Source organism: Streptomyces sp. NPDC001828, assembly GCF_042892175.1.
GTDB lineage: Bacteria > Actinomycetota > Actinomycetes > Streptomycetales > Streptomycetaceae > Streptomyces.
This window is the reverse complement of the sequence record NZ_JBIATV010000004.1, coordinates 192,986-217,137: the sequence shown is the minus strand read 5'-3', so window position 1 is coordinate 217,137 and position 24,152 is coordinate 192,986. Positions and strand designations below refer to the sequence as shown.

Annotated in this window: 26 protein-coding genes; 11 read left to right on the top strand and 15 right to left on the bottom strand. The window is 70.3% G+C overall.

What is annotated here, in order from left to right:
* Positions 1-267: 267 nt before the first annotated feature.
* Together ACFYZA_RS15190 and ACFYZA_RS15185 are read left to right on the top strand one after the other, a co-directional pair.
* Complete coding sequence (locus ACFYZA_RS15190; RefSeq protein ID WP_382584930.1) at positions 268-1,359, top strand: NlpC/P60 family protein; 1,092 nt, start codon at positions 268-270, stop codon at positions 1,357-1,359.
* 6 nt (positions 1,360-1,365) lie between these two features.
* Entirely contained in the window at positions 1,366-2,277 is a 912-nt protein-coding gene (locus tag ACFYZA_RS15185; protein ID WP_382584927.1) for a hypothetical protein, read from the top strand.
* A 243-nt stretch (positions 2,278-2,520) separates the two neighbouring features.
* Here the strand turns inward: ACFYZA_RS15185 and ACFYZA_RS15180 are convergent, their stop codons facing one another.
* The 6 genes from ACFYZA_RS15180 to ACFYZA_RS15155 all read right to left on the bottom strand — a co-directional run bounded on the left by ACFYZA_RS15180 (position 2,521) and on the right by ACFYZA_RS15155 (position 6,002).
* Positions 2,521-2,928, bottom strand: a complete 408-nt coding sequence (locus ACFYZA_RS15180) for a hypothetical protein (RefSeq protein ID WP_382584924.1) — start codon at positions 2,926-2,928, stop codon at positions 2,521-2,523.
* A 161-nt stretch (positions 2,929-3,089) separates the two neighbouring features.
* Positions 3,090-3,461 carry a VOC family protein gene (locus tag ACFYZA_RS15175; RefSeq protein WP_382584921.1) on the bottom strand — a complete coding sequence of 124 codons (372 nt, stop codon included), beginning with the start codon at positions 3,459-3,461 and terminating at the stop codon, positions 3,090-3,092.
* A gap of 264 nt (positions 3,462-3,725) precedes the next feature.
* Positions 3,726-4,154 (bottom strand): TlpA family protein disulfide reductase, encoded by a 429-nt coding sequence (locus tag ACFYZA_RS15170; protein ID WP_388490637.1) that lies wholly within the window; start codon positions 4,152-4,154, stop codon positions 3,726-3,728.
* A gap of 7 nt (positions 4,155-4,161) precedes the next feature.
* The gene (locus tag ACFYZA_RS15165; RefSeq protein WP_388490634.1) at positions 4,162-4,611 is read right to left on the bottom strand and encodes a DUF4395 domain-containing protein; all 450 of its coding nucleotides are present in this window, start codon (positions 4,609-4,611) and stop codon (positions 4,162-4,164) included.
* Positions 4,612-4,972: 361 nt separating this feature from the next.
* A complete protein-coding gene (locus ACFYZA_RS15160; RefSeq protein WP_388490631.1) occupies positions 4,973-5,416 on the bottom strand; it encodes a hypothetical protein in 444 nt (147 codons plus the stop codon).
* Positions 5,417-5,555: 139 nt separating this feature from the next.
* Positions 5,556-6,002 carry a TIGR03618 family F420-dependent PPOX class oxidoreductase gene (locus tag ACFYZA_RS15155; RefSeq protein WP_382584909.1) on the bottom strand — a complete coding sequence of 149 codons (447 nt, stop codon included), beginning with the start codon at positions 6,000-6,002 and terminating at the stop codon, positions 5,556-5,558.
* A 204-nt stretch (positions 6,003-6,206) separates the two neighbouring features.
* Here ACFYZA_RS15155 and ACFYZA_RS15150 point away from each other — a divergent pair, with 204 nt between their 5' ends.
* Complete coding sequence (locus tag ACFYZA_RS15150; RefSeq protein ID WP_388490629.1) at positions 6,207-7,652, top strand: radical SAM protein; 1,446 nt, start codon at positions 6,207-6,209, stop codon at positions 7,650-7,652.
* Between the two features lie 46 nt (positions 7,653-7,698).
* Here the strand turns inward: ACFYZA_RS15150 and ACFYZA_RS15145 are convergent, their stop codons facing one another.
* Positions 7,699-8,340 carry an MBL fold metallo-hydrolase gene (locus ACFYZA_RS15145; protein WP_388490626.1) on the bottom strand — a complete coding sequence of 214 codons (642 nt, stop codon included), beginning with the start codon at positions 8,338-8,340 and terminating at the stop codon, positions 7,699-7,701.
* A gap of 79 nt (positions 8,341-8,419) precedes the next feature.
* Between ACFYZA_RS15145 and ACFYZA_RS15140 the strand changes: the two genes are divergently transcribed.
* From ACFYZA_RS15140 to ACFYZA_RS15130, 3 genes are all read left to right on the top strand, one after another.
* Positions 8,420-8,845 carry a MarR family winged helix-turn-helix transcriptional regulator gene (locus ACFYZA_RS15140; protein WP_388490624.1) on the top strand — a complete coding sequence of 142 codons (426 nt, stop codon included), beginning with the start codon at positions 8,420-8,422 and terminating at the stop codon, positions 8,843-8,845.
* A 222-nt stretch (positions 8,846-9,067) separates the two neighbouring features.
* Complete coding sequence (locus ACFYZA_RS15135; RefSeq protein WP_388490621.1) at positions 9,068-9,496, top strand: DUF6234 family protein; 429 nt, start codon at positions 9,068-9,070, stop codon at positions 9,494-9,496.
* Positions 9,497-9,670: 174 nt separating this feature from the next.
* On the top strand, positions 9,671-10,033 hold the full coding sequence (locus tag ACFYZA_RS15130; protein ID WP_382584895.1) for an ATP-binding protein: 363 nt from the start codon (positions 9,671-9,673) through the stop codon (positions 10,031-10,033).
* On the opposite strand, the gene ACFYZA_RS15125 is transcribed toward ACFYZA_RS15130, so the two are convergent.
* Both ACFYZA_RS15125 and ACFYZA_RS15120 read right to left on the bottom strand, forming a co-directional pair.
* The gene (locus tag ACFYZA_RS15125; protein WP_388490618.1) at positions 10,027-12,021 is read right to left on the bottom strand and encodes a SpoIIE family protein phosphatase; all 1,995 of its coding nucleotides are present in this window, start codon (positions 12,019-12,021) and stop codon (positions 10,027-10,029) included. The two genes, ACFYZA_RS15130 and ACFYZA_RS15125, sit on opposite strands and share 7 nt — an antisense overlap.
* 190 nt (positions 12,022-12,211) lie before the next feature.
* Entirely contained in the window at positions 12,212-12,988 is a 777-nt protein-coding gene (locus tag ACFYZA_RS15120) for an isocitrate lyase/phosphoenolpyruvate mutase family protein (RefSeq protein ID WP_388490617.1), read from the bottom strand.
* A gap of 245 nt (positions 12,989-13,233) precedes the next feature.
* Between ACFYZA_RS15120 and ACFYZA_RS15115 the strand changes: the two genes are divergently transcribed.
* Complete coding sequence (locus tag ACFYZA_RS15115; RefSeq protein ID WP_388490615.1) at positions 13,234-14,418, top strand: serine hydrolase domain-containing protein; 1,185 nt, start codon at positions 13,234-13,236, stop codon at positions 14,416-14,418.
* A gap of 52 nt (positions 14,419-14,470) precedes the next feature.
* On the opposite strand, the gene ACFYZA_RS15110 is transcribed toward ACFYZA_RS15115, so the two are convergent.
* The 4 genes from ACFYZA_RS15110 to ACFYZA_RS15095 form a co-directional block, all read right to left on the bottom strand.
* Positions 14,471-14,992 carry a dihydrofolate reductase gene (locus ACFYZA_RS15110; RefSeq protein WP_388490614.1) on the bottom strand — a complete coding sequence of 174 codons (522 nt, stop codon included), beginning with the start codon at positions 14,990-14,992 and terminating at the stop codon, positions 14,471-14,473.
* Positions 14,989-15,786 (bottom strand): thymidylate synthase, encoded by a 798-nt coding sequence (locus ACFYZA_RS15105; RefSeq protein WP_388490612.1) that lies wholly within the window; start codon positions 15,784-15,786, stop codon positions 14,989-14,991. Before ACFYZA_RS15105 ends, ACFYZA_RS15110 begins: the two co-directional genes overlap by 4 nt.
* Positions 15,787-15,941: 155 nt before the next feature.
* Positions 15,942-16,472: a carbonic anhydrase gene (locus ACFYZA_RS15100; RefSeq protein ID WP_382584877.1), complete on the bottom strand. Its 531-nt coding sequence runs from the start codon at positions 16,470-16,472 to the stop codon at positions 15,942-15,944.
* 98 nt (positions 16,473-16,570) lie between these two features.
* Positions 16,571-17,290 carry an alpha/beta fold hydrolase gene (locus ACFYZA_RS15095; protein ID WP_388490610.1) on the bottom strand — a complete coding sequence of 240 codons (720 nt, stop codon included), beginning with the start codon at positions 17,288-17,290 and terminating at the stop codon, positions 16,571-16,573.
* Positions 17,291-17,399: 109 nt separating this feature from the next.
* Between ACFYZA_RS15095 and ACFYZA_RS15090 the strand changes: the two genes are divergently transcribed.
* Positions 17,400-17,963: a TetR/AcrR family transcriptional regulator gene (locus tag ACFYZA_RS15090; RefSeq protein WP_388490608.1), complete on the top strand. Its 564-nt coding sequence runs from the start codon at positions 17,400-17,402 to the stop codon at positions 17,961-17,963.
* Positions 17,964-18,360: 397 nt separating this feature from the next.
* The gene (locus ACFYZA_RS15085) at positions 18,361-19,089 is read left to right on the top strand and encodes a family 16 glycosylhydrolase (RefSeq protein WP_382584868.1); all 729 of its coding nucleotides are present in this window, start codon (positions 18,361-18,363) and stop codon (positions 19,087-19,089) included.
* A gap of 27 nt (positions 19,090-19,116) precedes the next feature.
* Here ACFYZA_RS15085 and ACFYZA_RS15080 read toward each other — a convergent pair whose 3' ends face one another.
* Positions 19,117-20,577, bottom strand: coding sequence for a carboxylesterase/lipase family protein (locus ACFYZA_RS15080; protein ID WP_388490606.1), 1,461 nt, complete (start codon positions 20,575-20,577; stop codon positions 19,117-19,119).
* A 222-nt stretch (positions 20,578-20,799) separates the two neighbouring features.
* A complete protein-coding gene (locus ACFYZA_RS15075) occupies positions 20,800-21,702 on the bottom strand; it encodes an MBL fold metallo-hydrolase (RefSeq protein WP_388490603.1) in 903 nt (300 codons plus the stop codon).
* Positions 21,703-21,834: 132 nt separating this feature from the next.
* On the opposite strand from ACFYZA_RS15075, the gene ACFYZA_RS15070 reads away from it, so the two are divergent.
* Both ACFYZA_RS15070 and ACFYZA_RS15065 read left to right on the top strand, forming a co-directional pair.
* Entirely contained in the window at positions 21,835-22,680 is an 846-nt protein-coding gene (locus ACFYZA_RS15070) for a helix-turn-helix transcriptional regulator (protein WP_388490602.1), read from the top strand.
* A 467-nt stretch (positions 22,681-23,147) separates the two neighbouring features.
* Positions 23,148-24,089: a phospholipase gene (locus ACFYZA_RS15065; RefSeq protein ID WP_388490599.1), complete on the top strand. Its 942-nt coding sequence runs from the start codon at positions 23,148-23,150 to the stop codon at positions 24,087-24,089.
* Positions 24,090-24,152 lie beyond the last annotated feature (63 nt).

The window sequence follows — 24,152 nt, the reverse complement described above, 5'->3', positions numbered from 1 at the left end:
GGTCTCGGCCGGGAGCCGGGGGTGGTCGAGGCATGCGATGCGATGGGCCGGCTCGGCCGGCGCAGGCAGCGCGACGAAAAGAATCGGCCAACTGTGGTGTGCGAGTTGGCCGCCTACGCGTTGACACGCGTGGGGGTACGGTGATCAGCCGTTCGTGTGAGGGTAGTGTGTTCACCGGTCGAACGGATCTCCGTATGACCCGAGTTGGCCACCTTAATGGTAGGTCGTCATCCGAACCCTCGTATCCGGCCTCCGAAAGTGGCGCTGATGAACGTGTCGACCGGCGGTAGACAGCTGCGAGGCCGGGCCTCCCTGACCGCCCTTGTCTGCGCGATGGCCCTGATGCCCGGGCTGAGTTACGCGGCTCCGAACGACCCCAAGCCCGGCGACGGCGGGTCGCTCGAGAAGATCCGGGCCGAACTGGACGGCCTCTACCGCGAGGCAGAGGTGGCCACCGAGGCGTACAACGGCGCCAACGAGAAGGCCACCCAGCAGAACAAGCGGCTGGCCTCGCTGCGCAATGACCTCGCTCACACCCAGAGCCGGGTGGACGTGCTGCACAACCTCGCGGGTGCTGCGGCCCGAACGCAGTACCGCGGGGGCTACTTCGGCTCCGCGGGCATCCAGTTGCTGCTCGGTGACCATCCCGAGCACGCGCTGGCGGACGCCGCTCAGGCCGACCAGGCAAGCCAGAGCCTCATCAGCATCTACGAGTCGCAGAAGTCCACCCGCACGGAGCTCGACCGGCAGACCGAGACCGCCACGAAGGATCTGCGGGAGCTGCAGCGCACCCTCGCGGACAAGGCCGGGGCGAAGGAGAAGATCCAGAAGAAGATCGCCGACGCCGAGCGGATCGAAGCGGGGCTGGAGAAGGAACAGGTCAGCGGGCTGGCCCAGTTGGAGAAGCAGCAGACGGAGGAAGCCAAGTCCAAGTGGCAGGGCTCCGGTCCTGGCGGCGGGTCCTCGGACAAGGGCGGCGGAGCGCCGGGCGGCGGGACGGCGGTGAGCGGAGCGGCCGGGAAGGCCGTCGCCTTCGCCATGGCCCAGATCGGCAAGCCGTACGGGTGGGGGGACGTGGGACCCTCGTCGTACGACTGCTCGGGGCTCACCTCCGTAGCATGGGCGTCGGCCGGACACCCCATCCCCCGTACCTCGCAGGCGCAGTGGCAGGGGCTGCACCGCGTCAGCCTGTCATCCGCCCAGCCCGGCGACCTCATCATCTACTTCAACGACGCCACGCACGTGGGTATGTACATAGGAGGCGGACAGATCGTCCACGCCCCGAGGCCCGGGCGTACGATCACGACCGCTCCGGCCGCCTCCATGCCCATCCTCGGCGTGGTCCGACCAGGAGGCTGAGGGGATATGTCCTACTTGCCCGCACCCCGCGACGAGGGGAACCTGCCCGCACTCAGCGCACAACCGCTGGTCCGTCTCGACGCCTACGTGGCCGAGGACGGTTCGACGGTGGTCAACGGCCATCTGCTGGTGATGGGCGGCACGCAGCCGCCCAACGAGGCGATCCTCGATGCCGTGACCATGTTCGCCCGCACCCTGGGCGCCCCGGTGGCGGCCACCGTCATCGACCGCACCGTGCAGCAGGTGGCACGGCTCCGGGTGTACCCCGACGGCTCGAGCCGCACCATCGCCGAAGAGGAGGACCTGCCGCCCGGCCACGAGCGAACCGCCGAGGAGGAGCAGGCGTTCCCCCCGCTCGCCCGGGTCGAGCGGATCATGCAGCACGCGCAGCGCGAGGAACTGCACGCCGCGTTCGTCCTCGCCAGCGCCCTGCGTGAGCACCTGACGCTGCGCAGGGGCGTGGAGGACGACCTGTCCCTTGAGGCACGGGCGATCGAGGCGTACATGGCCTACCTGCGCGGCGACTACACGGTCTCCACGGTCCTCGCGCTGACCGTCGCGCGCATCCGGTGCCGTACCGACCTGAATCGGGCCGCGCCCGAGGTGGCCCGCGCCACCGCGGCATGGCAACGGCTCGCGGACGAGGGCCAGGTGGCGGCCCGGGGGCAGGAACTGCTCTACATGTGGGACCGGTTGTCCGCCGAGGGCCTGGTGCAGCACCAGGCCCACCACACCATGGCCCTCGCCGTCCGGAACCGGCTCGAGCGGGGCAGCCACTACGTGGAGGCGCCGGCGAGGCCCCCGATGGCGGCCCTTACCGCCGGCCAGGGTCCCGCCGCCCCGGAGGACCAACCGCTCAAGCGCAGCCGCAGGGGCCTTCGGCGCTTCACCAGGTGGCCGGGCCGGGCCGCCGACTGAGCCGGATCCGGCTACAGCAGTGGGGCACGCGAAATCGGCTCGATTTGGCGTGCCCCTCTGCGCGTCGTCGCGCGTGCCCCGCTCTGCGGTATGCGTCGTCTCGCGTGCCCGCTCTGCGGCCACCGGCGACACCCATCCGTCAACAGCCCTGGCGAACGCCCCGATTCGGGCATCCGTCAACAAGCGATGGCTACGCCCCTGGTTCGGGCGGCACCCGCATTCCAAGGGAGCGGCGGTTCTCCGTTAGAAGCGACCGCCCGTGACGCGGGTGAAGGGCCCCTGCCCACGCCGGGCAGCCACCCGTCCGAGGCTGTAGGCACCGGCCAGGGCCGCCAGGGCGCCCCCTCCGGCACAGGCCGCGATCTGCTTGCGCTTGCGGACCACTGTCCACGCCGTCGAGGCGGCCTGAACGGACTTGCCCGGAATAGTGGACAGCAGCTCGCCGCCGGCCTTCGCCTTGGAGCGCAAAGCCACCACACTGCTGAGCGTGTTGTCCGTGGTCTCGGACGCTGCCGACTTGGCATCGGTCGCAGCCGATGAAGCCTTGGTCGCAGCGTTCCCAGCGGCCCTGGCTCCGCTGTTCGCAGAGCGAGTCGCGCTCTTGGCCGCGGTGCTCTTCGTGGTCTCGTTGTTCTTCGCTGTTTCCGACATGGACTCCGTTTAGCCGCTCTGGCCGAATCGAAACCGTCCGAACGCGTTGGGCGAGCCGTACGCCTGGTTCGGCGCGGCCGAGGTCGTGAGGCGCTTTCCGATCGAACTCCCCGCACGAACACGGGACTTCACTGCAAAGTCGTGGTCGGCCCGGTCTGCGACTACTGCCGCTCCGTCGTCGGGGCGGGCGGCGGCCCCTCCAGCGTGAGGAGGTAGCCATTGGGAGTCCTGAGCCGCACCGTCCAGAACCCCGCCGGGTGCGGCTGGGGCCCCTTCAGTACCGGGAGCCCGCGCCGTACTGCCAGGTCGTGCACCGCACAGACATCCACCACTTCGATCTGCCAGGCGAGATCCCACGGCGGAACGTGATACGCCGAGCTCTGCGGCCTGTGCACACCGAACAGAACGGGCCCGCACCGCAGGGACGTGAAACCGGAATAGGTGATCTCGGCAGTGAACCCCAGCGCGGAATAGAAGGCCACCTCGGCCTCCAGATCAACTACCGGTAAAACAGGCAGAAGACGCTTGAACACACTGCCTCCACGATCCCAGCCCAAACCCCACCCCAGAGACCAGAAAGCTACCCCACCGGCCGGCTCGGGGACGCACCAGCCCCGTCACGGTTCAACGAGCCGGGCCGGCGGTCGGACAGGGAGCCGGAGAAGCGCCAGTGAGGGCCAACTCGGCTGCCGCGTAAGCACTTTGACGAAGAAGCCTTCGGCCGTCCCCTCCAGGACAGCCGGCTCGACAGCGCTTCGGCGGGGCGCGGCGGGAGCCCTCGTAGCGAATAAGGCCTTTCAATCAGCCGTGGCCAGCTCCAGCGCAGAGAGAACGTCGGACTCGCTCGGCGCCCCGGAGGCGCGGCGCACGACGCGACCGGCGTGGTCGAGGACGAGGACGGTGGGCGTGCGCATCACATCGAGGCGGCGCACCAGATCGAGCCGCATCTCGGCATCGATCTCCACGTGCCGCACGCCGGGCGTGGCGGCGGCCACCCCGGCCAGCAGGCGCCGGGTTCCGGGGCAGGCCGCGCAGAGGGCCGTCGAGAACTGCACCAGCGTCGCCCGCTCACCCAACTCCGCACCCAGCTCGGTGGGGTGCAGCCTCGGCGCGTCGCCCCGGCCGCCCTCGCGGAGCCTGCCGCCACGGCGGGCCCGTGCAAGGCCGAAGACGGTCGCGGCCACCAGCACCACGGCTGCCACGATCAGCCCGGTCGGATCGCTCATGGCTTCCTCACCCCTGACTCAGCCGGGCCCGGCCGCGGATCGCGAGCAGGTAGACCTCGCAGCCCAGGCAGTAGCCGAAGACGGCGTTCAGGAAGGCAGCGGCGAGTGCGGCCGCGCTCGCGGCGATACCGAGCCAGGTGACACCCGAGAGGTAGCCGACCGTTCCGACGGCCGCGAAGCCGAGGCCGACAGCCTGCGCGAACCGCGGCGGCGTCTCGTCCTCGAGGTCCTGCGGCGGCCCGATCCGGGGCCGCACCACCCGACGGTAGAGCCAGCCGTACGGGGACCAGCGCAGTCCCAGGACGGCGCCGAGGGCGAACACGACAGCCTGGCCGGCGAGCAGCAAGCCGCTGCCCGTGACCAGAACCAGCAGCAGAACAAGTGTCGTGAGCACGGCGGCGAAGCGCGGCCCACGCGGGTCGAGTCGGGCGGACACACGGGAGGTGCGGTCGGGCATGGCGAACTCCGGGGCGTTACGAACGGATCCTGGCCTGTCGGGTGCGTGGTCACCGACACGCTGCGGACCACACCCGGCCGAAGTCGATGTGGGCCCTGCCAACCAGGAACGCCGCGGAGAACATGCCGCCATTGCAGCAGCCGCCCGCACCACGGTCAATCAACGGCCACCTGCCGGACACGGCACATGGATCCGCCGGTCGGGCGTGTGTTCTTGGCAGCAGCGCTGTGCTCCACGTGACAACCGCTGGTGCCGCCTCCGAAGAGGAGGGCCGAAGTCAGAAGAGCGGCACGGCAGGACGGGCCTGCGCCGCGCGGCCGCGAGCAGCGTTCGTGCGCGCTGTCCGCGGCCGCGCCGGCGATCAGTGGACGCGTACGGTCACCACGTCAGAGGCGTGCAGGCGCACCGGCTTCTGGTCGTGCTTGCTGGTCAAGCCGTACAGCACCGCCCGGAATCGCAGGTCCCCGCGCCGCGCGGACGTGCCCTGCGCGGTGACCTGCGCGTCGCCCTTGACCGGGGCGCTGCACGTCTCCTGGTGCCATCCCTCGCCGAAGCCGTTCTCCTCCAGGCACAGCTGATGCAGGTAGCCGGCGCTGTCGTCACCGCCGTGCGCCTTGACCGTGATGGTCTTGCCGACCTGGGCCGTCTTCGGCGCCGTGATCTCCACGGCGCCCTTGGCGGATGCCGGCGCGGCGGCGAGGGTCACCGAAGACAGGCCCAGCGCGGCAGTGGCGATACCCAGCGTGCCGATCACCACCGCCCGGCCGGCCCGCGACTTCATCCCGGTCTTCTTCGTCCTGGTCATGGACTTTCCTTCCCTGGGTCTCCCCCGCGAAGCGCCCAACGCGCTTGGCTGACTACCCAGATGGGCCGACCGGGCCGCCCGTTGCACCCCGCCGGCTCCGTTACACAGCCACGACAAAACGAGGCCCCGGTACTGCTGATCAGAGGGCAGGGCCGGGCCCGCCGGGCCGGAAACGCTCCACCCCTACGATGTGCCGCACCTTGAGCGGTCGCACGATCACCGCGACCCGCTGCTCCCCCGGCATGATCCACTCGAAGCGCTCGCTGCCGAGGTACTTGCGGGCCAGGCCGTCCATGCGCTCGTGTGCCTCATCGCCGGTGACGAAGCGGGCCACCACGCCACTGATCTGCACACGGTCGAAGGGGTCGTCGGCGTCCGCGTGCGAGAGATAGACGCGGGGGTCATGGCGCAGGTTCTCCTCCTTCACCCGGCCCACCGAGGTGTTGAACGACAGCTCCCCCTCGCCCTCCAGGTCCACCCACATCGGGCTGACCTGTGGCGCTCCGTCGGGGAACACGGTTCCGACGTACCAGATGTTGGGGGCTTGCAGTCGGGCGCGGACAACGTCGTCGAATGCGGCAGTCATCCCGGCACGCTACCCACCATGATCGGTGGCATGTCCCAAGTGGTCCACGCAAAGAGGCACCAGGTGGACTGGCGACCCCGGAATCGCCCTGCCTAACGTCAGCCGTGGTCAACGCTCCGCCGCACGTCGTGCCGCAGGGCGTCCGTCCTTCGCCACGTAACCGGGGGGTACGTCAGGATGTCTGCCGTCGGAGATTCCGGGCTCTTGGGGAGCCGGTTCGATGCACTCGCGAGCAACACGATCGACTACTGGATGCTGCCGGACGATCCGTCCCTGACCAACCACGGGGTCCTCGACGCCGTATCGGCGGCACCCGTTCTGCCCGACGCCTCCCTGCAGCTCTACATCCACGTGCCGATCTGCGCGCAGAACTGCACGTTCTGCGCGTTCACCGGCGCGAACAGCATCAGCTACAAGATGGCGGAACGCTATTCGAAGCTCGTGATGTGGCAGCTGACGGACCTCATGGACCGCGTCCAGGTGAACGGCCGGCACATCAGCTCCGTACACATCGGCGGAGGCAGCCCGGACCTCCTCGGGTCCCATGTCGGCCGGATCCTGGAAGGCGTCAGGGCGCTGCCGGGCTGCACCGACACCACCGAGTTCTCGGTCGAGATGACCCTGAGCACCACCCGTCCGGAGTTCATCGAGGAACTGGTCCGCCACGACGTGACGAAGGCGTCGTTCGGAATCCAGACGCTCGACCCGGACCTCCGGACCCACATGCGCCAGCCGCGCTCGCTCACGCACCTGTCGAAGGTGCTCGACATGATCGACGGACGCATTCCCGTCGTCAACGCGGACCTCATCACGTGTCTGCCGGGCCAGTCCCTCGCGATGGCCCTCGACGATCTGCAAGCCCTCATCGAGCACCCCTCGATCAACGCGATCAGCTCCTACCTGCTGACGTCCGGAGCCTCGCCGTCCCTGATCGGCGGGCTGCTCTCCGGCGCCCTGCCCCAGCAGGCATCCGCGCACGACCGCGCGCTGATGCGCCTCAACACCTACGGCACCCTGCTGCGCGAGGGGTGGGTGCGTCGCGGCACCAACACGTACATCGACCCGTCCGCCGTGCCCGCGACCACGCTCGACAAGATCAGCGGCAACGAGTGCCTGGGACAGAGTCACCATGCGGCGTTCCTGCTGGGCGTCGGCGCCAGCGCGATCTCCAGCATGCCGGGCGTCCGCCTTGAGCAGGTGAGCTCCCTGGGCCAGTGGATGGCCGCCGCCGAGCGCAAGGAACACCCGCTGCACCTGCCCAAGTGCGCCACCGTGCCGCAGGCCGACGCCGCCCTGTGGGTCTTCCCCCTTCGCCACGAGGGGCTGCCGCAGCACCGGTACGACTGGATGCTGGCCAACGGCGCACTCGACGACGAGCAGGTCGGAACCCTGGGGACGCTCTGCGACGAGGGACTCGTACGGCACACGGCCAAGGGTTACGAACTCACCGTCCTCGGTGAGGTGTTCATGGGCCACCTGGTACGCCTCCTGAAGAAGGAGGCCAACCGCAAGGCCGTCGACGACTACATCAGCGAGGGACTCGCCCTGGGCAACGCGATCGCCGTCGGTGAGCTGGAGGACCGCCGCAGCGTGAACAACCGCCAGGTCGCCGACCTCCACCTGAGCGCCGGCGTCGCATCGACGCCCTGACCCACCAGCGCCGAGCCGCGCGGCCGCCGTCCGTCGTCGCCCGGCCTCAGCCGACCGTGATGGACGCGCCCGCTGTCAGGTGACGGTACGGGGCGCCGGTACCGGGACCGTCGTCGCCCAGGAATCCCCGGATCATCGCGCCGCCCACCTCGTTGAGGGCGCCGTCATGTATGGCGCAGGCCTGTTGCGGGGCCACCGCACGCACGTAGTCGATGAGTTGCCCGGTGGTGGACCAGGGGCCGTGCACGGGCAGCAAGAGGGTGTCGACGGTGGTGTCCGGGACGGTGAGCGCGTCGCCCGGGTGGAACAGGGCGTCGTCGACGAGGAAGCCGATGTTGCCGACGCGCGGAACGTCGGGGTGGATGGGCGCGTGCCAGGTCCCGTAGACCTTCACGTCGAAGCCGGCCGCGGTGAAGGACTCCCCCTCGCCGACCGCGGTGACCCGAGCGCCGAGGCCGTCGAGCCGCCCGGCGACGGAGGAGTTCGTCCAGATCCTCAGGGCCGGGTTGTGCAGGGCGGCTTCGCGAAGAACGGCCTCGTTGAAGTGATCGAAGTGTTCATGGGTCACCAGGACCGCGTCGGCGCCGTCCAGTGCTTGCGGTTCGGTCAGCCCGCCCGGGTCGACGACCAGTCGGCAGCCGTCCTTCTCCATGCGAACGCAGGCGTGCCCGAACTTGGTGAGAAGCATGGTGTGTTCTCGGCCCTTCCCGGAATTTATACAACGTGGTTGTACAGATAGGTTACATACTCCGGGTAGGATTCGGACCATGAACGATGACGCGCTGGCCGAGGACCTGCGGCAAGTGATCGGAGAACTGGTCCGCACGGTGCGGGCCGCCGACACGATGCCCGCCGGCGAGGCCGCCATCCTCGGCCACCTGGCGCGGGGTGGCGCCCACACCACGGCCGACCTCGCCCAGCTGCGCGGTGTGACGCACCAGGCGGCGTCCAAGTCCGTGAAGGAGCTCCTCGGCAAGGGCCTGGTGGGATCCGAGTCCCATCCCAGCGACGGCCGCAAACTCCTCCTGCGCATCACCGACTCGGGCCGAGCCCACCTAGAGCGCGAGCGTGCCCAGCGCGCCCGATGGCTCAACACGGCCATCACCGACACGCTCGACCCCGAAGAGCGACGCCAACTCCGGCAGTGCGTAGCCCTCTTGGGCAGGCTGGCCGCCCACTCGCCCCATCAGTGACGGTTGGAAGCTCTGGGCGACCCGGTCAATTGGCTTTCACCTATGGGCAGTTGGCCGCCGTTGGCGCGACGCGCGCGGGTGGGACACGACGACCGGGCGCAGGCGGCGCATCCGGGCCCGTGGGCACCGAATCGGGGTGCGGACCGGCGTGCGGCCGACGCGTGCGGGACTGAGTACGCGTACTCAGGCGCTCCCGAGGAGGGACCTGGCAGGGTGCGCTCCATGGCACAGCCACTTCCCGAACCATCGACGCGCCGGCGCTTCCCCTGGTCCAGCAGGACGCCCCTCGGCACGGATCTGGCCGGGGGCATCCTGCTCCTCATGATCGAGGCCGCCCTTGGCGTGTGGAAGCTCTTCGGCGACGGCATGGAGGTCTGGGCGGCCCAGGGCGACCGGACGAGGATCGACGCGTCCGATCTCTCCGGCATCGCCTGGCTCGGTCACTTCCTCGTCGTCGTCCTGATCCTGGCCGTCGTCGCGGCGCTGTGCCGCGCCCCCTGGACGACGGTGCTGCAGCTCCTCGCCGCCGGCGCGGCGGGCGCGCTGCTCGTTCTCGCCCAGCACAGCTACGACCAGCACCACCCTGACCCTCCCCCGCCCCCGAACCCCCACTACACCCCGTGCTACAGCGGCAGCGGCCGGTGCAGCTGAAACACCGGGGTGGGGCGGGCCCGCCGACGCCCTGCCATTTGTCACAAGCGCCGGGGTACCTAGGTCCTCATCCATGGAGAAAACGGCCCCATCGACTGAACACCCGTCTCCTTCCCCCAAAGCCGGGCAAAGGGTGCGTACCGAAGTGCGCCCGGACGGGAGTGTTCCAGATTGATGCTGACCCTCAACTCTTCACAGATCGGCCCGTCGGCCGCCCGAAAGGCCACGGCACACTACTGCCGCGCGATGTGCCCATGGGTCGATGCCGACGAAGTCGTCCTCGTGGTAGGCGAGTTGCTCGGCAATGCCATTCGCCACACCCGCGGCCCCTGGCACCTCTACCTGGACCAGCGGCAGGGAAAGCTCGTAGCCGGAGTGCGCGACCACAGCAACCAGGCCCCCGTCCCGCGCGCCGGTGATCCTCGGGGCGGGGGCGGCTTCGGACTCGGCATCGTTCGCCGGCTGGCCACCGAATTCAGGGTGATACCTCACCAGCAGGGCAAGACCGTCCAGGCCAGTTGGAGCCGGCCTCAGTAGCCCCGGCGGACCACGAGCACGGCCCTGTCGTCGACATGGCCCGTCAACGAGTCGCCCTGTGCCATGACGGTGTCCGCTATGTCCGCCAGGGGTGCCGTGCGCCTGCGGAAGGTGACGTCGCAGACGCCGGCGAGTCCGGCGTCGATCGGCAGCTGCGGCCCCTCCACCAGGCCGTCCGTGACGAGGGCGAGCAGGTCACCGGGTGCCATGTTCAGGACGTGTACGGGAAAGTCGCTCCCCGCGAGCACACCCAGAGGAGGGCCGCCCGGGTACTCCCGGACCTCGGCCCCGCCCTCGGCGGCGTGCACCAGCGGGACGTGTCCGGCCCGCGCGGTCTTGACCCGGCCGTCGGGAGTGAGCAGGGCGTACAGACACGTCGCGAAGACCGGCAGCCTCATCTGAAGCATCAGGTCGTTGGTGCGGGCCAGCACCCGGTCCGGGGCCGGATCCTGCCAGGCGTAAGCGTGCATCGCCGTACGCACCTGTCCCATCAGCGCCGCGGCCTGCACACTGTGCCCCTGTACGTCACCGATGATGCAGGCGGTGCTGCCGTCCGGCAGGGCGATCACGTCGTACCAGTCACCGCCGACGTCCAGGCCGTGGTGGGCGGGGCTGTACTGTGCCTCGATCTCGTAGCCCGGGGCGGCCGGCAGCATGACGGGCAACAGGTTGCGCTGTACGGTGCTGGCCAGTTCGGCCCGGGCGGACTGCAGCCGGATGCGCTCCCACGCCTGGCCCGCGAGGTCCGCCATGACGCCGGCGAGGGTCTGCTCGTGGTTCGAGAGGTTGTGCGGCCGGTCGAAGGTCACGACCCATCCGCCGAGCGGGAAGGCGCCCTGGCCCCGCAGGGGGATCATGATGAACGACTCGGCGGCCGTCGCGTCCAGCAGGCCGTGGGCGAGCGGCCAGGAGCGCCGGTAGTCGTCCCGGGTGGCGATGAACAGAGGGGTTCCGGTCCGGATCGCCTCGGTCAGGGGCTTGGGCGCCTCCAGGGGCAGACCGTGCAGGGAGCGGGCGAGGGCGGGATCGATGCCCGCGCCGAACGTCACCCGCAGTCTTCCCTCCTCCACGAACGCCAACAGCGTTCCGGTGCCCCCGAAGGCGGGAGCCACCCGGTTGAGGATCGCCGTCGTCAGCTCGTCCTCCGTGGCCGCGGCGACGAACGCAGCGGCGAGCTGCTGCACGAGGTCGCCGCGGCGCCGCGCGTCGGCGTTGGCCTTGAGGAGCGACTGGTGGCGCTCCACGGCCGCGGTCGTGTTGATCGTCGTCCCCACGACGCGGCGCCTACCGTCGAAGCCGAAGCGGACCAGCCGGGCGAGGGTGCGCAGCCAGTGCGGACGGCCGTGCTCGTCCGGCATCCGGAAGTCGACGTCCACCTGTCGGGCATGCCCTTTGCGCAGTGCCCAGAACGCCTCCTCCACCCGGCCCACGTCCTCCGCGTACACCAGCCCGAGCAGCTCGGCGAGCGGCATGCGGTCCCCCGGGCCCATGCCGTTGTACAGGCGCTCCCCGTCGAGCCAGCTGAACGCGTCCGTCTCCTCGTCATAGGTCCACAGGGAGTGGTCCGCCAGTACGGTCATGGACCGCAGGGCCTCCCAGTGCAGCCACTCCCCCTCTTCCTCCTCCTCGATCTCCACCAGAAGCGCGTGACCGCCGTCGCACCCGTCGAAGCGGCGCGCCGACGTCATGCAGATGACCGCCCCGTCCGCGTGCGCGTACTCCAGCGGCTGCCGGCAGACGCGGCCGCCGCCCTCCAGCGCGTCCAGAAGGAGCTGGCGGGAGATGGCCACGCTGGTCGGGGCGAGCAGATCGGCGAAGCTCCGCCTCGGGGACGCGCCGTCGAGGAGAGCCGCCCGGACCCGCGAGCCGGCCAGGACGAGCTCTCCCGCCCCGGCGGTCTCGCCCGTGGGGGCGAGCAGCATCCACATTCCGTCGACGCCGAGTGCCTGGTAACGGGGACAGGCGTGGGCGGGGGCGTCTACACACATGGACATCGACCTCGGAAGTGAGCGGGCGCGGCAAGCCTCCCTGCGGGCGGGTCTTCCATCCCAGCCGACGCGCGGCCCGGCTGCCGCCCGCGAAAGTCATCTCCTGCGGGGCGAAGGTCCCCTACGACCCGTCAGCTTCGGGCGGCGCATTCCTTGCGGCGAGACCCGCTCCGTTCCCCTGCCCGGTACCTCAGTCCCTCTGCTGGGCCCGGTGGTGGCGCACGAGGCGTTCCTGCATAACGCGGTAAGGCGTCGCGTTGGGTGGGGTGCCGCCGTCGCGTACGTCGGTGGCGGCGCGCACGGCGGCGTCCATCGCGGAGCGGTAGGGCAGCGATCCGGTGCTGACGCGCCGCACCCCGAGCACGCCCAGCTCCGCCAGGGTGAGCTCGGGGTGGACCAGGGTGTTCACGGGTGCGTGGATGCCGTTCACGAGGTCGCGCAGCTCGGAGGGGTCGGTTGCGCCGGGGATGAAGATGCCGTCGGCGCCCGCCGCCACATAGGCGTTGGCCCGCGCAAGGCTCTCCTCGACCGTGGCCTCCTGGCCGAGCCAGTACGTGTCGACGCGGGCGTTGACGAACAGGGAGGGCGAAGTGCGTTTGATGGCTGCGACCTTGGCCGCGTGCCGGGCTGGGTCGATCAGCCTCTCGTCGGTGCTGTCCTCGATGTTGATGCCGTCGACGCCGAGGCCGGCGGCGTATGCCGCCACCTCCTCGGGGTCGTCGCCATAGCCGTCCTCGATGTCGGCGGAGAGGTAGAAGGGGGCGCCCCTCAGCTTCTGGGCCAGGACCTGCGTGGCCTGCTTGCTGGCCCGGCCGCCGTCGGGACTTCCGCCGGAGGCGGCGACGCCGAAGCTCGTGGTGCCGACGGCCGGGAATCCGGCGTCCGCGAGGGCGAGCGCCGAGGCCACGTCCCAGGCGTTGGGCAACAGGAGCGGGGCGGCTCGGTGGTGGAGGTCGGTGAACGTCATCTCCGTGGTGCCTTTCGGACTAGGTGGCCGGGCGGCCACCAGGATTCACTCGGCGGGCGTTGCGCTGCCCCACGGTACGACCCGGCACGTCGCAGCTCAGCAGGCGTGGGCGCATGCGTGCTGCGCTGGGCGGGTCACCTCGGGGCCCGGGGCGTTTCGGCGGTACGTCGGCAGGTGATGGATGGCGTGCCGGGGCAGCCAGAGCAACGGACCGTCCCCGCCCCGTCGTCCACCGGAGGCCCGTCGTGTCACTGCGCTCTCGTCGTCTGCCCCTGCCCCGCCACGCCGGGCGCGCGGCCGTCGTCCTGCTCGCCGCCTCGCTGGCGCTGGCCGGCCCCGCCGGGGCGGTGTCCGGTGGCAACGGCGACGAGGCGCTCCGCAACCGCCTCCGGGAGCTGGTCGACCGCCCGGACGGCCCGCCCGGTGCCATCGCGGTGCTGCGGGACGGCGGTCGGGTGCGGGTGGTCGAAGCCGGGGTGGCCGACATCGGCACCGGGCGTCCGCCGCACGCCAACGACCACATGCGGTTGGCCAGCGCCTCGAAGGCGTTCAGCGGCGCGGTCGCACTCCGCCTGGTCGACCGCGGACTGCTCGGTCTGGACGACACCATCGCCCGCCGGCTGCCCGAATTGCCGCGCGCCTGGGGTTCGGTGACGCTGCGTCAGCTCCTCCAGCACACCAGCGGACTGCCGGACTACAGCAGGGCACCGGAGTTCGCCGACCTGATCCGGGCCGACCCGCACCGGGTCTTCGACTCCCGGCACCTGCTCGACTTCGTCGCCGACGAGGACCTGGAATTCGCCCCCGGCTCCCGCTACCAGTACTCGAACTCCGACAACATCGCCGTTGCCCTGATGGCCGAGGCCGTGACCGGGCAGCGCTACGAAGACCTGCTGGCCTCCAAGGTCTACCGGCCCCTCGGGCTCACCCGTACGAGCCTCCCCGTCGGCTACCGACTGCCCGACCCCTACCTGCACGGCTACGACGTGGAACCGGGCAGCCCGCCGGAGGACGTCTCCACCCTGTTCGGTGCCTCCGGGTCCTGGGCCTCGGGCGGCATCGTCTCCACGCCGACGGACTTCAACACCTTCGTGGCCGCCTACGCCGGCGGCAAGCTGATCAGCGACGCGACCCGAAGGCAACAGCGGTCCTTCGTCACCGGCGCCTCCGAGCCGGCCGGCCCCGGCGCCAACCGGGCCGGGCTCGGGATCTTCTCGTACGCCACCCGGTGCGGAGTGGTGTACGGGCACACCGGCAACACCGCGGGTTACACCCAACTCGGCGTAGGCACACCGGACGGCCGCCGCAGCCTCACCGTCACCGTCACCTCACAGGTGAACCAGACGTCCAACCCCGATCTGCTGGCACACCTGCGCGCCGTCGAGGAGGACTTCGTCTGCGCCCTCCTGCGTTCACCCTCCAAGACCTGAACCGGCGCCGGTCGGCGGTCCGCCTCGTACCGGGCCGGCCCGGCACCCGGGATCAGGCCGGCGAGCCGCTCGGGTCCGGCGCGTACCGGCGGATGCGGTAGCGCAGACCGGTCACGGAGGTCTGCCAGCCCTGGTCCTCGGTGACGCCCCATCCCGGGCCCGGCGACGGGGCATGGGTGTCGCCCTTCACCGTGACGTCGACCTCGGTCACCGAGAGCGTCGTGGCGTACGCCATGGCGGCCCGGTAGATCTCACCGCCGCCGATCACCCAGATCTGCGCGGAGGCGGACGCCTCCCCCTCCGCCGCGCGCTCCAGCGCTTCGGCCACGGATCCGGCACGGTCCGCGCCCTCGGCCGCCCACCGCGGGTCACGCGTCACCACCACGTTGCGCCGGCCCGGCAGCGGACGGAATCGCGGAGGCAGCGAATCCCACGTCCTGCGTCCCATCACCACGGGATGCCCGAGGGTGGTGGCCTTGAAGTGCGCCATGTCCTCGGGCAGCCGCCAGGGGATCGTGTTGTCCGCACCGATCACACCGTCGAGGGTCTGTGCCCAGATCAGCCCGACGTTCATACGGCGACCGGGGCCTTGATGGCCGGGTGGTGCTGGTAGCCGGCCACTTCCACGTCGGAGTACGCGTAGTCGAAGAGCGAGTCGGCCTTCCGCAGCCGCAGCTCGGGGAACGCGAAGGGGCTGCGCGAGAGCTGCTCGGTCACCTGGTCCACGTGGTTGTCGTAGATGTGGCAGTCCCCGCCGGTCCAGATGAAGTCGCCGGGTTCGAGGCCGGTCTGCTGCGCCACCATGTGGGTCAGGAGGGCGTAGCTGGCGATGTTGAACGGGACGCCGAGGAACAGGTCCGCGCTGCGCTGGTACAGCTGGCACGAGAGCCTGCCGTCGGCGACGTAGAACTGGAAGAACGCGTGGCACGGCGCAAGTGCCATCTTGGACAGCTCGGCGACGTTCCAGGCGGAGACGATCATCCGACGGGAGTCCGGGTCCTGGCGCAGCGTGCCGAGAACCTCGGTGATCTGGTCGATGTGGCTGCCGTCGGGGGCGGGCCAGGAGCGCCACTGCGCGCCGTAGACCGGCCCGAGGTCGCCGTTGGCGTCAGCCCATTCGTCCCAGATGGTGACGCCGTTCTCCCGCAGCCAGCCGATGTTCGAGTCGCCGCGCAGGAACCAGAGCAGTTCGTACACGATGGACCGCATGTGCACCTTCTTCGTGGTGACCAGCGGGAATCCCTGGGCGAGGTCGTAGCGCAGCTGGTGTCCGAAGACACTTCGGGTACCGGTGCCCGTGCGGTCGGCTTTCGCGGTCCCGGAGGCGAGCACCAGCCTCAACAGGTCTTCATACTGATTGTCGGCCATGACCAGCGATTTTACCGCCGTCCCGGACCGCTCCCTTCCCCCCTCCACCGGCCGACGAGCGCGCCTGCCGTGGATGCCGGGGCACGGCGGGCCGGGCCCGCCGCCGTGGCGAAGGCCGCGACCCGCCGGTCGGAGCGCTGACCGGGGTCGGCTCCCTACTTGCGGACGACCGTGGTGAGCAGACCCGTCCCCAGGTCGTAGACGTGCCCCGACACCTCGACGCCGGCCGACAGGAGCGGGAAGGAGCGCAGCAGATCGACGTCCCTGCGCACGGTCACGGCCGGGTCGAGAACCGCCAGCTCGGCGATCGTCGAGTCGTCATAACCACCCTTGCCGACGAAGTCCCGGCGCAGCTCGTCGTCGGCGAACAGCGCGGATCCGCAGTCGGTGTGGTGGATCACGGCCAGGTCGAACCAGTCGGCGTCCGGCGTCTTGGCCTCGTGCAGGTGGCTGATCCAGGCCACGTCCTGAAGGGTGGCGGGCGTGACCCGCCCGCCCACGTTGCGCAGCACGATGGCCTCGCCGAGTTCGACGCCGAGGATCGCGGCAGGCTCCACCCGGGGATCGAGGCAGGTGATGACGAACGTCTGCTTGAAGGGAATGAAGGGGATCTCCGGCACATTGAGGCGGGCATCGGTGTTCGCGAAGGCCTGGTTGCGCTCGATGTACGTGGCGAAGTGGGACACGGTCTTCTCCTGCGACGCGATAAGGGGTTCGGGCATAGGTGAGTCGACGGGTGGGAGCGGGCGCCCGTCCAGGCACCGCGGTCTCAGGCGCTGGGGTCTCAGGCGCCGACGCGTACGGCCTCAAGGATGAGTTCGGTCACCTCCTGCGGATGCGAGACCGGGACCGCGTGTGAGGACTCGACCTCGACGGTGTGCGATCCCGCGCGCCGGGCGGTGAACCGGAGGAGCTCCGGAGGGAGCGAGAAGTCCCGGGTCGAGACCAGCGCCCAGGACGGCACGCCGTGCCAAGTGGCCTTCGCCGGCAGGGTTTCGCCCAGTGCCGCCGGGTCGATGGGGCGCTGAGCCGCAGCCATCACGGCCACCACGTCCGGTGCGACGTCACCGGCGTACACCTCGCCGAACGCCTCCGGCTCGAGGTACATGTCGTTGCCGTCGGGGCGGGCGACGACCGTCGTGGTGGCGGGGCCGAGCTTGCTGCCGGGGAACTTCTCGTTGAGCTCGGCCGAGCTCTCCCCCGCGTCGGGCTGGAAGGCGGCGATGAACACCAGCGCCCTGACCTTCGGATCCCGGGCGGCGGGATGCGAGATCACCGAGCCCGCGTAGGAGTGCGCGACGAGCACGACCGGGCCGGGCACGGTCTCCAGGAAGCTCGCCAGGTACGCGGCGTCGGACGCCAGGCCGCGCAGTGGGAGGGCAGGTGCGACGACCCGATGTCCGGCGGCCTGGGCCCGCCGGATCACCCCGTTCCACACGGACGCGTCCGTCAGCGCGCCGTGTACCAGCACGATCGTCGGGGTCGTGTCGTTCGTAGCGCTCATGGAATGGCTCCTCATCGAGGTCGATGTGAACAGAACGTTCGTTCTCCCTCTGAAGCTACGGGCGTCCCACTCGCGTGTCAACAGAACGTTCTGTCTCTACACTGGGCCCATGTCCACACCGCCCCCGAGCCCCCGCGAACGCCTCCTGGAAACGGCGAGCCGCTTGTTCTACGCCGAGGGCATCCACACCGTTCCGGTGGACCGCCTGGTCACCCAGGCCGACGTCACCCGCGCCACGTTCTACCGGCACTTCCCGGCCAAGGAGGATCTGGTCGTGGCCTACCTCCGGGCCACCGACGCCCGGCTGCGCGACGCCGTCGAGGGGGCTGTCGCCCAGGGAGCCGCCGAGCAGGGCGTCTCCGCGATCCTCGACCTGATCGGCGAGACGACGTGCGCGGCCGGTTTCCGGGGTTGCCATTTCATCAACGCGGCGGCGGAGTATCCGGACGCCTCCGACCCCGTACGCGAGGCGATCGCCGAACATCGCGCCTGGTTCCAGCGGACGGTCACCGAACTGGCCGCCCGGGCCGGCCACCCCGACCCCGCTTACGCCGGCCGCGTCCTGGTCCTGCTTCACGACGGCGCGCTGGCCGGCGCGCAACTCGACGATCCCGAAGCCGTCCGCGTGACGGTGCGCCGCGCGGGCCGCGATCTGCTGGGCCTGCGCGACTGATCCGGACCGCTGGACGGCATCGACGCCGCCGTCCGCGACCTCGCGGTCCTCGAAGCGGGCGAGGGGCTCCTGCGCGGCGGCCGCGCACGGACCTCGCCCGGCGCACTGGATGCGGGACGAGACGGGCTGAGCGGCGCGCGCGGGTGCCGGCACGTCGACTGCGATCGCGCGCCGCTCGTGAACTCCTGTTCACGCTGGTGCAGTTGAAGATGCCGAACGGCCTCCTGAAGGGTTCGGTTCGGAGGGCGACCGGATCGAACCGGACGTTCACAACCCGCACCCACAAGACAGCCGTCGCGGGCGGTCTTGTGAAGTTCTGAACGGACTTCTACAGTCCGTGGCACAACGGCCATGGAACCGCTCCCACGGTCCTGGTCATCCGAGTGAGGGAGCCGCGATGTTCTCCGCACGTGTGAGATCCGCCCGATGGGCGGGCGCGTTGCTCGCCGCCCTGTCGATGGTCCTGCTGGGACAGCCGCCTGCTCACGCCTCGTCGTGGGGTACGCCGCAGACGGTCAACTCGTGGAACGTCATCAACGGACGGTGGACCGCCAACCACGAACTCGAGACCTACACGCCCGACTGCGTCTGGTACGAAGGCAACACGCTGGTGATCAAGACGTACAACGCGGGTGGCGGCCAATACCGTTCGGGCCGCGTCGAGTCCAAGTCCCTTTATGGCTACGGCACTTACAGCTTCACCGCGAACATGCCCAATGGGCGGGGCCTGCTCCCCGCGGTCTGGGGCGCCTATCTGAACCCCTGGCTGCCCGAGATGGACGCGGCCGAGATCGTCGGACAGAACCCCACCGCCGTCTACCAGACGTTCCACGACACCAACAACGCCCAGACCCAGTGGGCCAGGAACAACGCCTCGGCCTGGACGAACAGCTACCACACCTACTCGTTCTCCTGGTGGCCCGACCACATCGACTTCTGGGTGGACGGCGGCTTCAGTGGCACGAAGTGGTACACCACACCGCCCGGCACCGGCATGCACTTCATCGTCAACACCGCGGTGGGTGGCGACTGGCCCGGCAACCCCGACGCCTCCACCTGGGCCACCGCCGACGGCGCCCGTTATCTCAAGGTCTCCGCCATCACCTACACGCCGTACTACCCCTGACCCGGGGGACCCCCAGGCCCGAGCCGCTCAACCGGCGGCTCGGCTGTGCCGGGGCGCGGCGGTTCGTGTCGCGCTCCCGGCACCGCCGAACCGGCGGATCGGCCCACCGCCGGTGAACACCGGCCAGCCGGGGTCGCCGGTCCGGGCGAAGGCGAGCCACGTCGCACGCATCTCGTCGGCCAGTGCGGCGGGCGGTTCGGGCGCCCCCAGCAGGCCTCGCTCCCCACGCAGGGCAGGGAGGCCGAGGCGGTCGAACACATAGGGAAGCTCCACCGTGTGGGCCGCGCCCAGGCTGCCGCCGATGGCGGGTGACCGCCAGGCGAATTCGTAGACGTGGGCGCGGCCATGGGCCTCGGCCAGTCTCCGGCTGCCGGCGCCGAACAGCGCGTCCCCGAGGACCGCCGAGCGCAACTCGCCCTCCCCGGCGGCCGGATGCCGGTCCCGATAGGCGGCGAGGAACGGGCCGGCGGCACCGTGGGCAGTGGCTGTCGCGCGTACGTCCTCCTCGGTCGAGGTCGTCAGTCCGCCCTGGGGTGCCAGGTACAGGTTGCCCTCCTCCGCGTTGGTGCCGATGAGCAGATCGACGTCCGCCAAGGGGCTCTCGGCCGGCTGTCGTTCGAGTACGAGGCTGAAGGCGCTGAGCCCCATGAGAGGGTCTGGCCGGTCGTCCGTCCGCAGGTCGAGGCCGGCCAGCTCGGGTATGACCCGGACGAGCGGTTCGTCGGGGACGTGTGCGAAGGCGGCGGCCGTCGGCGCGATGCCGAGGGCCGTCGCGGCCTTGCGCGTCACCCTCGCCGCCTGCTCGGCGGAGAACGCTCCCAGCCCGCTGCCGCTCTGCACGATCGCCCGGTGGACGAGCCCCGCCGCCGCGGGCGTGGCGAGTACGGCGCCCACGATCGTGGCCCCTGCGGACTGGCCGAACAGGGTGACGTTGTCCGGATCCCCGCCGAAGCCGGCGATGTTGCTCCGGACCCAGCGCAGAGCGGCGATGACGTCGAGCAGACCCCGGTTGGCCGGCGCATCGGGGAGGTCCAGGAATCCCGCGATGCCGAGCCGGTAGTTGAGCGTCACCAGGACCACTCCGTCGCGGGCGAACGCGGCACCGTCGTACAGGTCCGCGCTGGTGGAGCCGGCCACGAAACCGCCGCCGTGCACGAACACCATCACCGGGCTGCGACGGGCCTCACGCGGGGCCCATACGTTCACCGTCAGGTAGTCGTCGCCGGGGACCCAGCCCGGGCCGAAGTACGGCGACATGTCGAGGGCGCCGAAGGCGTCCCGGCGGGGCTGCGGCGCGGTGGGCCCCGGGGCCAGGGCGTCGCGCACGCCCGTCCACCCCTCGTGGGGGCGGGGCGGCGCGAAGCGACCGGTGCCCAGCGGAGGTGCGGCGTAGGGCACGGCGAGGAAGCGCCGCACCGCGTTGTCGCCGGAGCCGGCGGTGCGGCCCAGGACGCGGCCGGCAGTGGTGGTCACGATCGGTTCGGACATGGATCTCCCGCTTTCGTTCGCAGGGGGCTGGGGTGCGAGTGGGTCGTGGACGGGGTGGTGCCCCGCACGGCTCGGACGGACTGCCTTGCTCCGGATCCGGGCCACGGGGATCCGGACGACGCGGCTCTCCGGATCCGGCGCGAGGCCTTCGGCGCGGCACGGGATTAAGGCGCGCCGCAGAGCTTCCGGTGCGTCGCGGGGCTTCAGATGCGTCGCGGGGCTTCAGATGCGGGCGAAGGGCGCCCAAGCCGCGATGTCGAACGCGTCCCCGCTGCGCACCACCTCCGCCCCGCCCGAACCGGCCAAATGTGCAGGCAGGACAAGCGAGTTGGTCTCACTTGCCTGGCCCAGCAGGCGTCGGCGGGTGGCCCTCGCCTCGGCCGGGTTCTCGCAGAAGCAGCTGTTGACGTCGGGCGCGACGAACTGAAGCGGCGTATGCAGCAGGTCGCCGACGAAGAGAGCGCGATCAGTGCCGGATTCCAGTCGCAGTACGGAGGACCCGGGTGTGTGGCCGGGCGCGAGATCGAGCCGGAGGTTGCCGTCGATGACGTGGCCGTCGTCCCACAGGAGTGTCTGACCCGCCTGGTGGACCGGCGCCACGCTGTCCTCGAACACGTTCTGGTTCCCACGCCCCAGCTTCGGGACGTGACCGTTCTCCGGATTCCAGAAGTCGAAGTCGCGCGCCGGCATCAGATACGTGGCGTTCGGGAAGGTGGGCACCCAAATGCGGCCCTCCAGACGGGTGTTCCAGCCGACGTGGTCCACGTGCAGATGCGTGTTGATCACCAGATCCACATCCTCCGGCCGCACACCCGCCTTGGCGAGCTCACCGAGGAAGTCGCTGTGGCGACGGCTCCAGACCGGCGCGTAGGGACGCTCCTTGTCGTTGCCCACGCCGGTGTCGACCAGGATCGTCCTGCCCTCGCTGCGCAGCAGCCAGGTCTGGATCGCGCTCATGCACACGCCCGAGGCGGGATCGACGAAGTCCGGCTCCAGCCAGGACGCGTGCTGCCGCCATGCCTGTTCCGGCGCGTCGGGAAAGAAGGTGGCGGGATCCAACTCGACCGATCCGTAGTACTCGACGACCCGCATGATCGAGACGTTCCCGAAAACGATCTCCTGCATGACTTGCCCCGTCCGTCGGCGTGATTGAAGTCCTGCCAACTTCGCCCCGGAACGGACTCGGCACCAGTCCCGGCCCGTGCCTACGCATGACAGGGGCAGGCTGGCCGTCGAGGGCGCGGGCATACTCGACTCATGGCGGTCTCCCAGCAGCTCAGCGAGTTCCTACGGGCCCGAAGGGCCCAGGTGCGGCCCGTGGACGTGGGCCTGCCCGAACTGCCGGGCAGGCGGCGGGTGACGGGGCTGCGACGCGAGGAGCTCTCGCAACTCGCGGGCGTCAGCGTCTCCTACTACACCCGCCTCGAACAGGGCCAGTCGGTCAACGCCTCCGACGGCGTCCTGAACGCGCTCGCCACCGCGCTGCGGCTGGACGAACACGAGCGCACACACCTACGGGAACTCGCCTCGCAGCGCCGACGGCCCCTCGGGCGTCCCCCGGTGGAGTGCGTGGACGCCCCGACCCGTGACCTGCTGCGTTCGGTGGGACACACGCCCGCTCTCGTCCTCGGCCGCCGTACCGACGTACTCGCCTGGAACCCCCTGGCCCACGCCCTGCTGGCCGGCCACCTCGCCCCTACCGCACCCGACCGGCCCGAGGAACGGCCCAACCTCTCCCGCATGCTGTTCCTGGACCCGCACACCAGAGAGCTCTACGTGGACTGGGAACGCAAGGCGCGGGCGGTCGTGGGCAGCCTGCGGCAGATCGCCGGGCGCCACCCCGATGACGCGCTGCTGGCATCACTGGTCGGTGAACTGTCCATGGCGGCGCCGGAGTTCGCCGAGCTGTGGAGCGATCACCGCGTCCGGCCGTGCGAGGCGGACGCGTACCGGCTGCGTCATCCCCTGGTCGGCGAGCTCACGGTCACCCAGCAGATCCTGGTACCCGCCCGCTCCCCCGAACAGTCCCTGGTCCTGGTCACCACGAAGGAGGACTCCAGCTCCCAGGACGCGATCGCGCTCCTGCGCGAGTACGCCTTTTAACACTGGGCGGGACGGGCTTGCGGTCTGTGTGTGGGGAGATGAGCCACTGGTCGTCGCCCCAGGCCCGGGCGATCACGCCGCCGGCCATGACGATGCCGAGGGTGAGCCGTCCGCAGTTGTGATGGATTTGTGAAGGCGCGGGACGGCGTGCAACGTGCGGGGCCCTCGGCTCATCTGGATGGTCGGCGAGGCACGTCGAGTGTGGCGATGCGGGGGACTCGCCGCCCGACCTCAACCCAAGCGCCGGGCGTCCCACATTCATTCACTGCAACTCGCCTTACAGACAGTTCAGTTGACCCACCAAAGGTGAGTCAACTCTGTCGACACCTCGGTGAGCCCGACAGCAACCTCAACCGGTCACCGGCCAACGGCCGCTTCAGGACACCGACCTCTCATCCCAACTCGAAGGAGCAGTCTCCTTGACCACTCACTTACGGCGAGGCACCCGCCCTCGCGCATTGCTGGCCATGCTGGCAGCGCTGTGCGGAATCGTCGGCGCCACCGCGCTCAGTACGAGTCCGGCTTCAGCTGCCGACAATCGCCACGCGATCTACGCCATCGCCCACCGCGTCGACACTCTCGACGGGGTGGACGCCGCGATCAAGCACGGTGCCAACGGCATCGAGATCGACGTCTGCGCCTGGTGGAACCCCAACGAATGGCGCGCTTACCACGACTGCTCCTCGGCCGGTGACAACCGGTACGGACCCAGCTTCGACAGCATGATCGACCGCATCGTCTCCAACGCCAACGCCGGCCGCCGACTGGCGCTCGTCTGGCTGGACATCAAGGATCCCAACTACTGCGGAGAAGCACCCAACCGCACGTGCAGCGTCGCCGGGCTGCGCGACAAGGCACAGCGGCTCACCGCCGCCGGAATCCAGGTGCTCTACGGCTTCTTCGAGTACCACGGCGGCAGCACCCCCGACGTCGGCGGCCGGGGCTGGCAGAGCCTGGAGGGGAAGCTCGGCCCCCTGGAAGGCATCACCACGACCGGAACCCGCGACCAGGTCGTGGGCGCCTTCAACCGGTCCGGCTCGGGATTCCCCAACGGACGTCGGGTGATGGACTACGGCGACTCCGACATCACCAAGGGCTTCGGCAACTGCACGGAAGCCACCTGGAACACGTGCGCGGAGCTGAAGAAGGGCGCAGCCGACCGGTCTGCCGGACGGCTCGCGGCAACGTTGTCGTGGACGACCACGTACAACGATCCGTGGTACGTCGACAAGCTGCTCGGTGACGCGCACGTGGACGGCATCATCGCGGGCTACGGCGCCTTCACCGGGGTGCGCGAGTACGACGACAGCTGGCAGTGCGCCAACGCCGTCAACCTCGTCCGCGACTGGGTGAACAAGCACGGCTCCACCCACCGCATGGCCAACAGCTCGGACCGCCTCTTCAAGTAGCGGCGACCCGGTTCGGGGCCCTCACGCCCCGAACCGTGCGGGCCTTCGAGGCCGTCGGCCGGG

Bases quoted from the DNA above. Each gene is read 5' to 3' on its own strand.
- ACFYZA_RS15145 (WP_388490626.1), bottom strand. From the start codon at position 8,340: ATGCTTCTCACCAAGTTCGGGCACGCCTGCGTTCGCATGGAGAAGGAC.
- ACFYZA_RS15190 (WP_382584930.1), top strand. From the start codon at position 268: ATGAACGTGTCGACCGGCGGTAGACAGCTGCGAGGCCGGGCCTCCCTG.
- ACFYZA_RS15105 (WP_388490612.1), bottom strand. From the start codon at position 15,786: ATGGCCGACAATCAGTATGAAGACCTGTTGAGGCTGGTGCTCGCCTCC.
- ACFYZA_RS15125 (WP_388490618.1), bottom strand. From the start codon at position 12,021: ATGTGTGTAGACGCCCCCGCCCACGCCTGTCCCCGTTACCAGGCACTC.
- ACFYZA_RS15130 (WP_382584895.1), top strand. From the start codon at position 9,671: ATGCTGACCCTCAACTCTTCACAGATCGGCCCGTCGGCCGCCCGAAAG.
- ACFYZA_RS15155 (WP_382584909.1), bottom strand. From the start codon at position 6,002: ATGACTGCCGCATTCGACGACGTTGTCCGCGCCCGACTGCAAGCCCCC.
- ACFYZA_RS15075 (WP_388490603.1), bottom strand. From the start codon at position 21,702: ATGCAGGAGATCGTTTTCGGGAACGTCTCGATCATGCGGGTCGTCGAG.
- ACFYZA_RS15065 (WP_388490599.1), top strand. From the start codon at position 23,148: ATGCTGGCAGCGCTGTGCGGAATCGTCGGCGCCACCGCGCTCAGTACG.
- ACFYZA_RS15165 (WP_388490634.1), bottom strand. From the start codon at position 4,611: ATGCCCGACCGCACCTCCCGTGTGTCCGCCCGACTCGACCCGCGTGGG.
- ACFYZA_RS15085 (WP_382584868.1), top strand. From the start codon at position 18,361: ATGTTCTCCGCACGTGTGAGATCCGCCCGATGGGCGGGCGCGTTGCTC.
- ACFYZA_RS15140 (WP_388490624.1), top strand. From the start codon at position 8,420: ATGAACGATGACGCGCTGGCCGAGGACCTGCGGCAAGTGATCGGAGAA.
- ACFYZA_RS15160 (WP_388490631.1), bottom strand. From the start codon at position 5,416: ATGACCAGGACGAAGAAGACCGGGATGAAGTCGCGGGCCGGCCGGGCG.
- ACFYZA_RS15080 (WP_388490606.1), bottom strand. From the start codon at position 20,577: ATGTCCGAACCGATCGTGACCACCACTGCCGGCCGCGTCCTGGGCCGC.
- ACFYZA_RS15070 (WP_388490602.1), top strand. From the start codon at position 21,835: ATGGCGGTCTCCCAGCAGCTCAGCGAGTTCCTACGGGCCCGAAGGGCC.
- ACFYZA_RS15170 (WP_388490637.1), bottom strand. From the start codon at position 4,154: ATGAGCGATCCGACCGGGCTGATCGTGGCAGCCGTGGTGCTGGTGGCC.
- ACFYZA_RS15135 (WP_388490621.1), top strand. From the start codon at position 9,068: ATGGCACAGCCACTTCCCGAACCATCGACGCGCCGGCGCTTCCCCTGG.
- ACFYZA_RS15095 (WP_388490610.1), bottom strand. From the start codon at position 17,290: ATGAGCGCTACGAACGACACGACCCCGACGATCGTGCTGGTACACGGC.
- ACFYZA_RS15180 (WP_382584924.1), bottom strand. From the start codon at position 2,928: ATGTCGGAAACAGCGAAGAACAACGAGACCACGAAGAGCACCGCGGCC.
- ACFYZA_RS15110 (WP_388490614.1), bottom strand. From the start codon at position 14,992: ATGAACGTCGGGCTGATCTGGGCACAGACCCTCGACGGTGTGATCGGT.
- ACFYZA_RS15185 (WP_382584927.1), top strand. From the start codon at position 1,366: ATGTCCTACTTGCCCGCACCCCGCGACGAGGGGAACCTGCCCGCACTC.
- ACFYZA_RS15120 (WP_388490617.1), bottom strand. From the start codon at position 12,988: ATGACGTTCACCGACCTCCACCACCGAGCCGCCCCGCTCCTGTTGCCC.
- ACFYZA_RS15090 (WP_388490608.1), top strand. From the start codon at position 17,400: ATGTCCACACCGCCCCCGAGCCCCCGCGAACGCCTCCTGGAAACGGCG.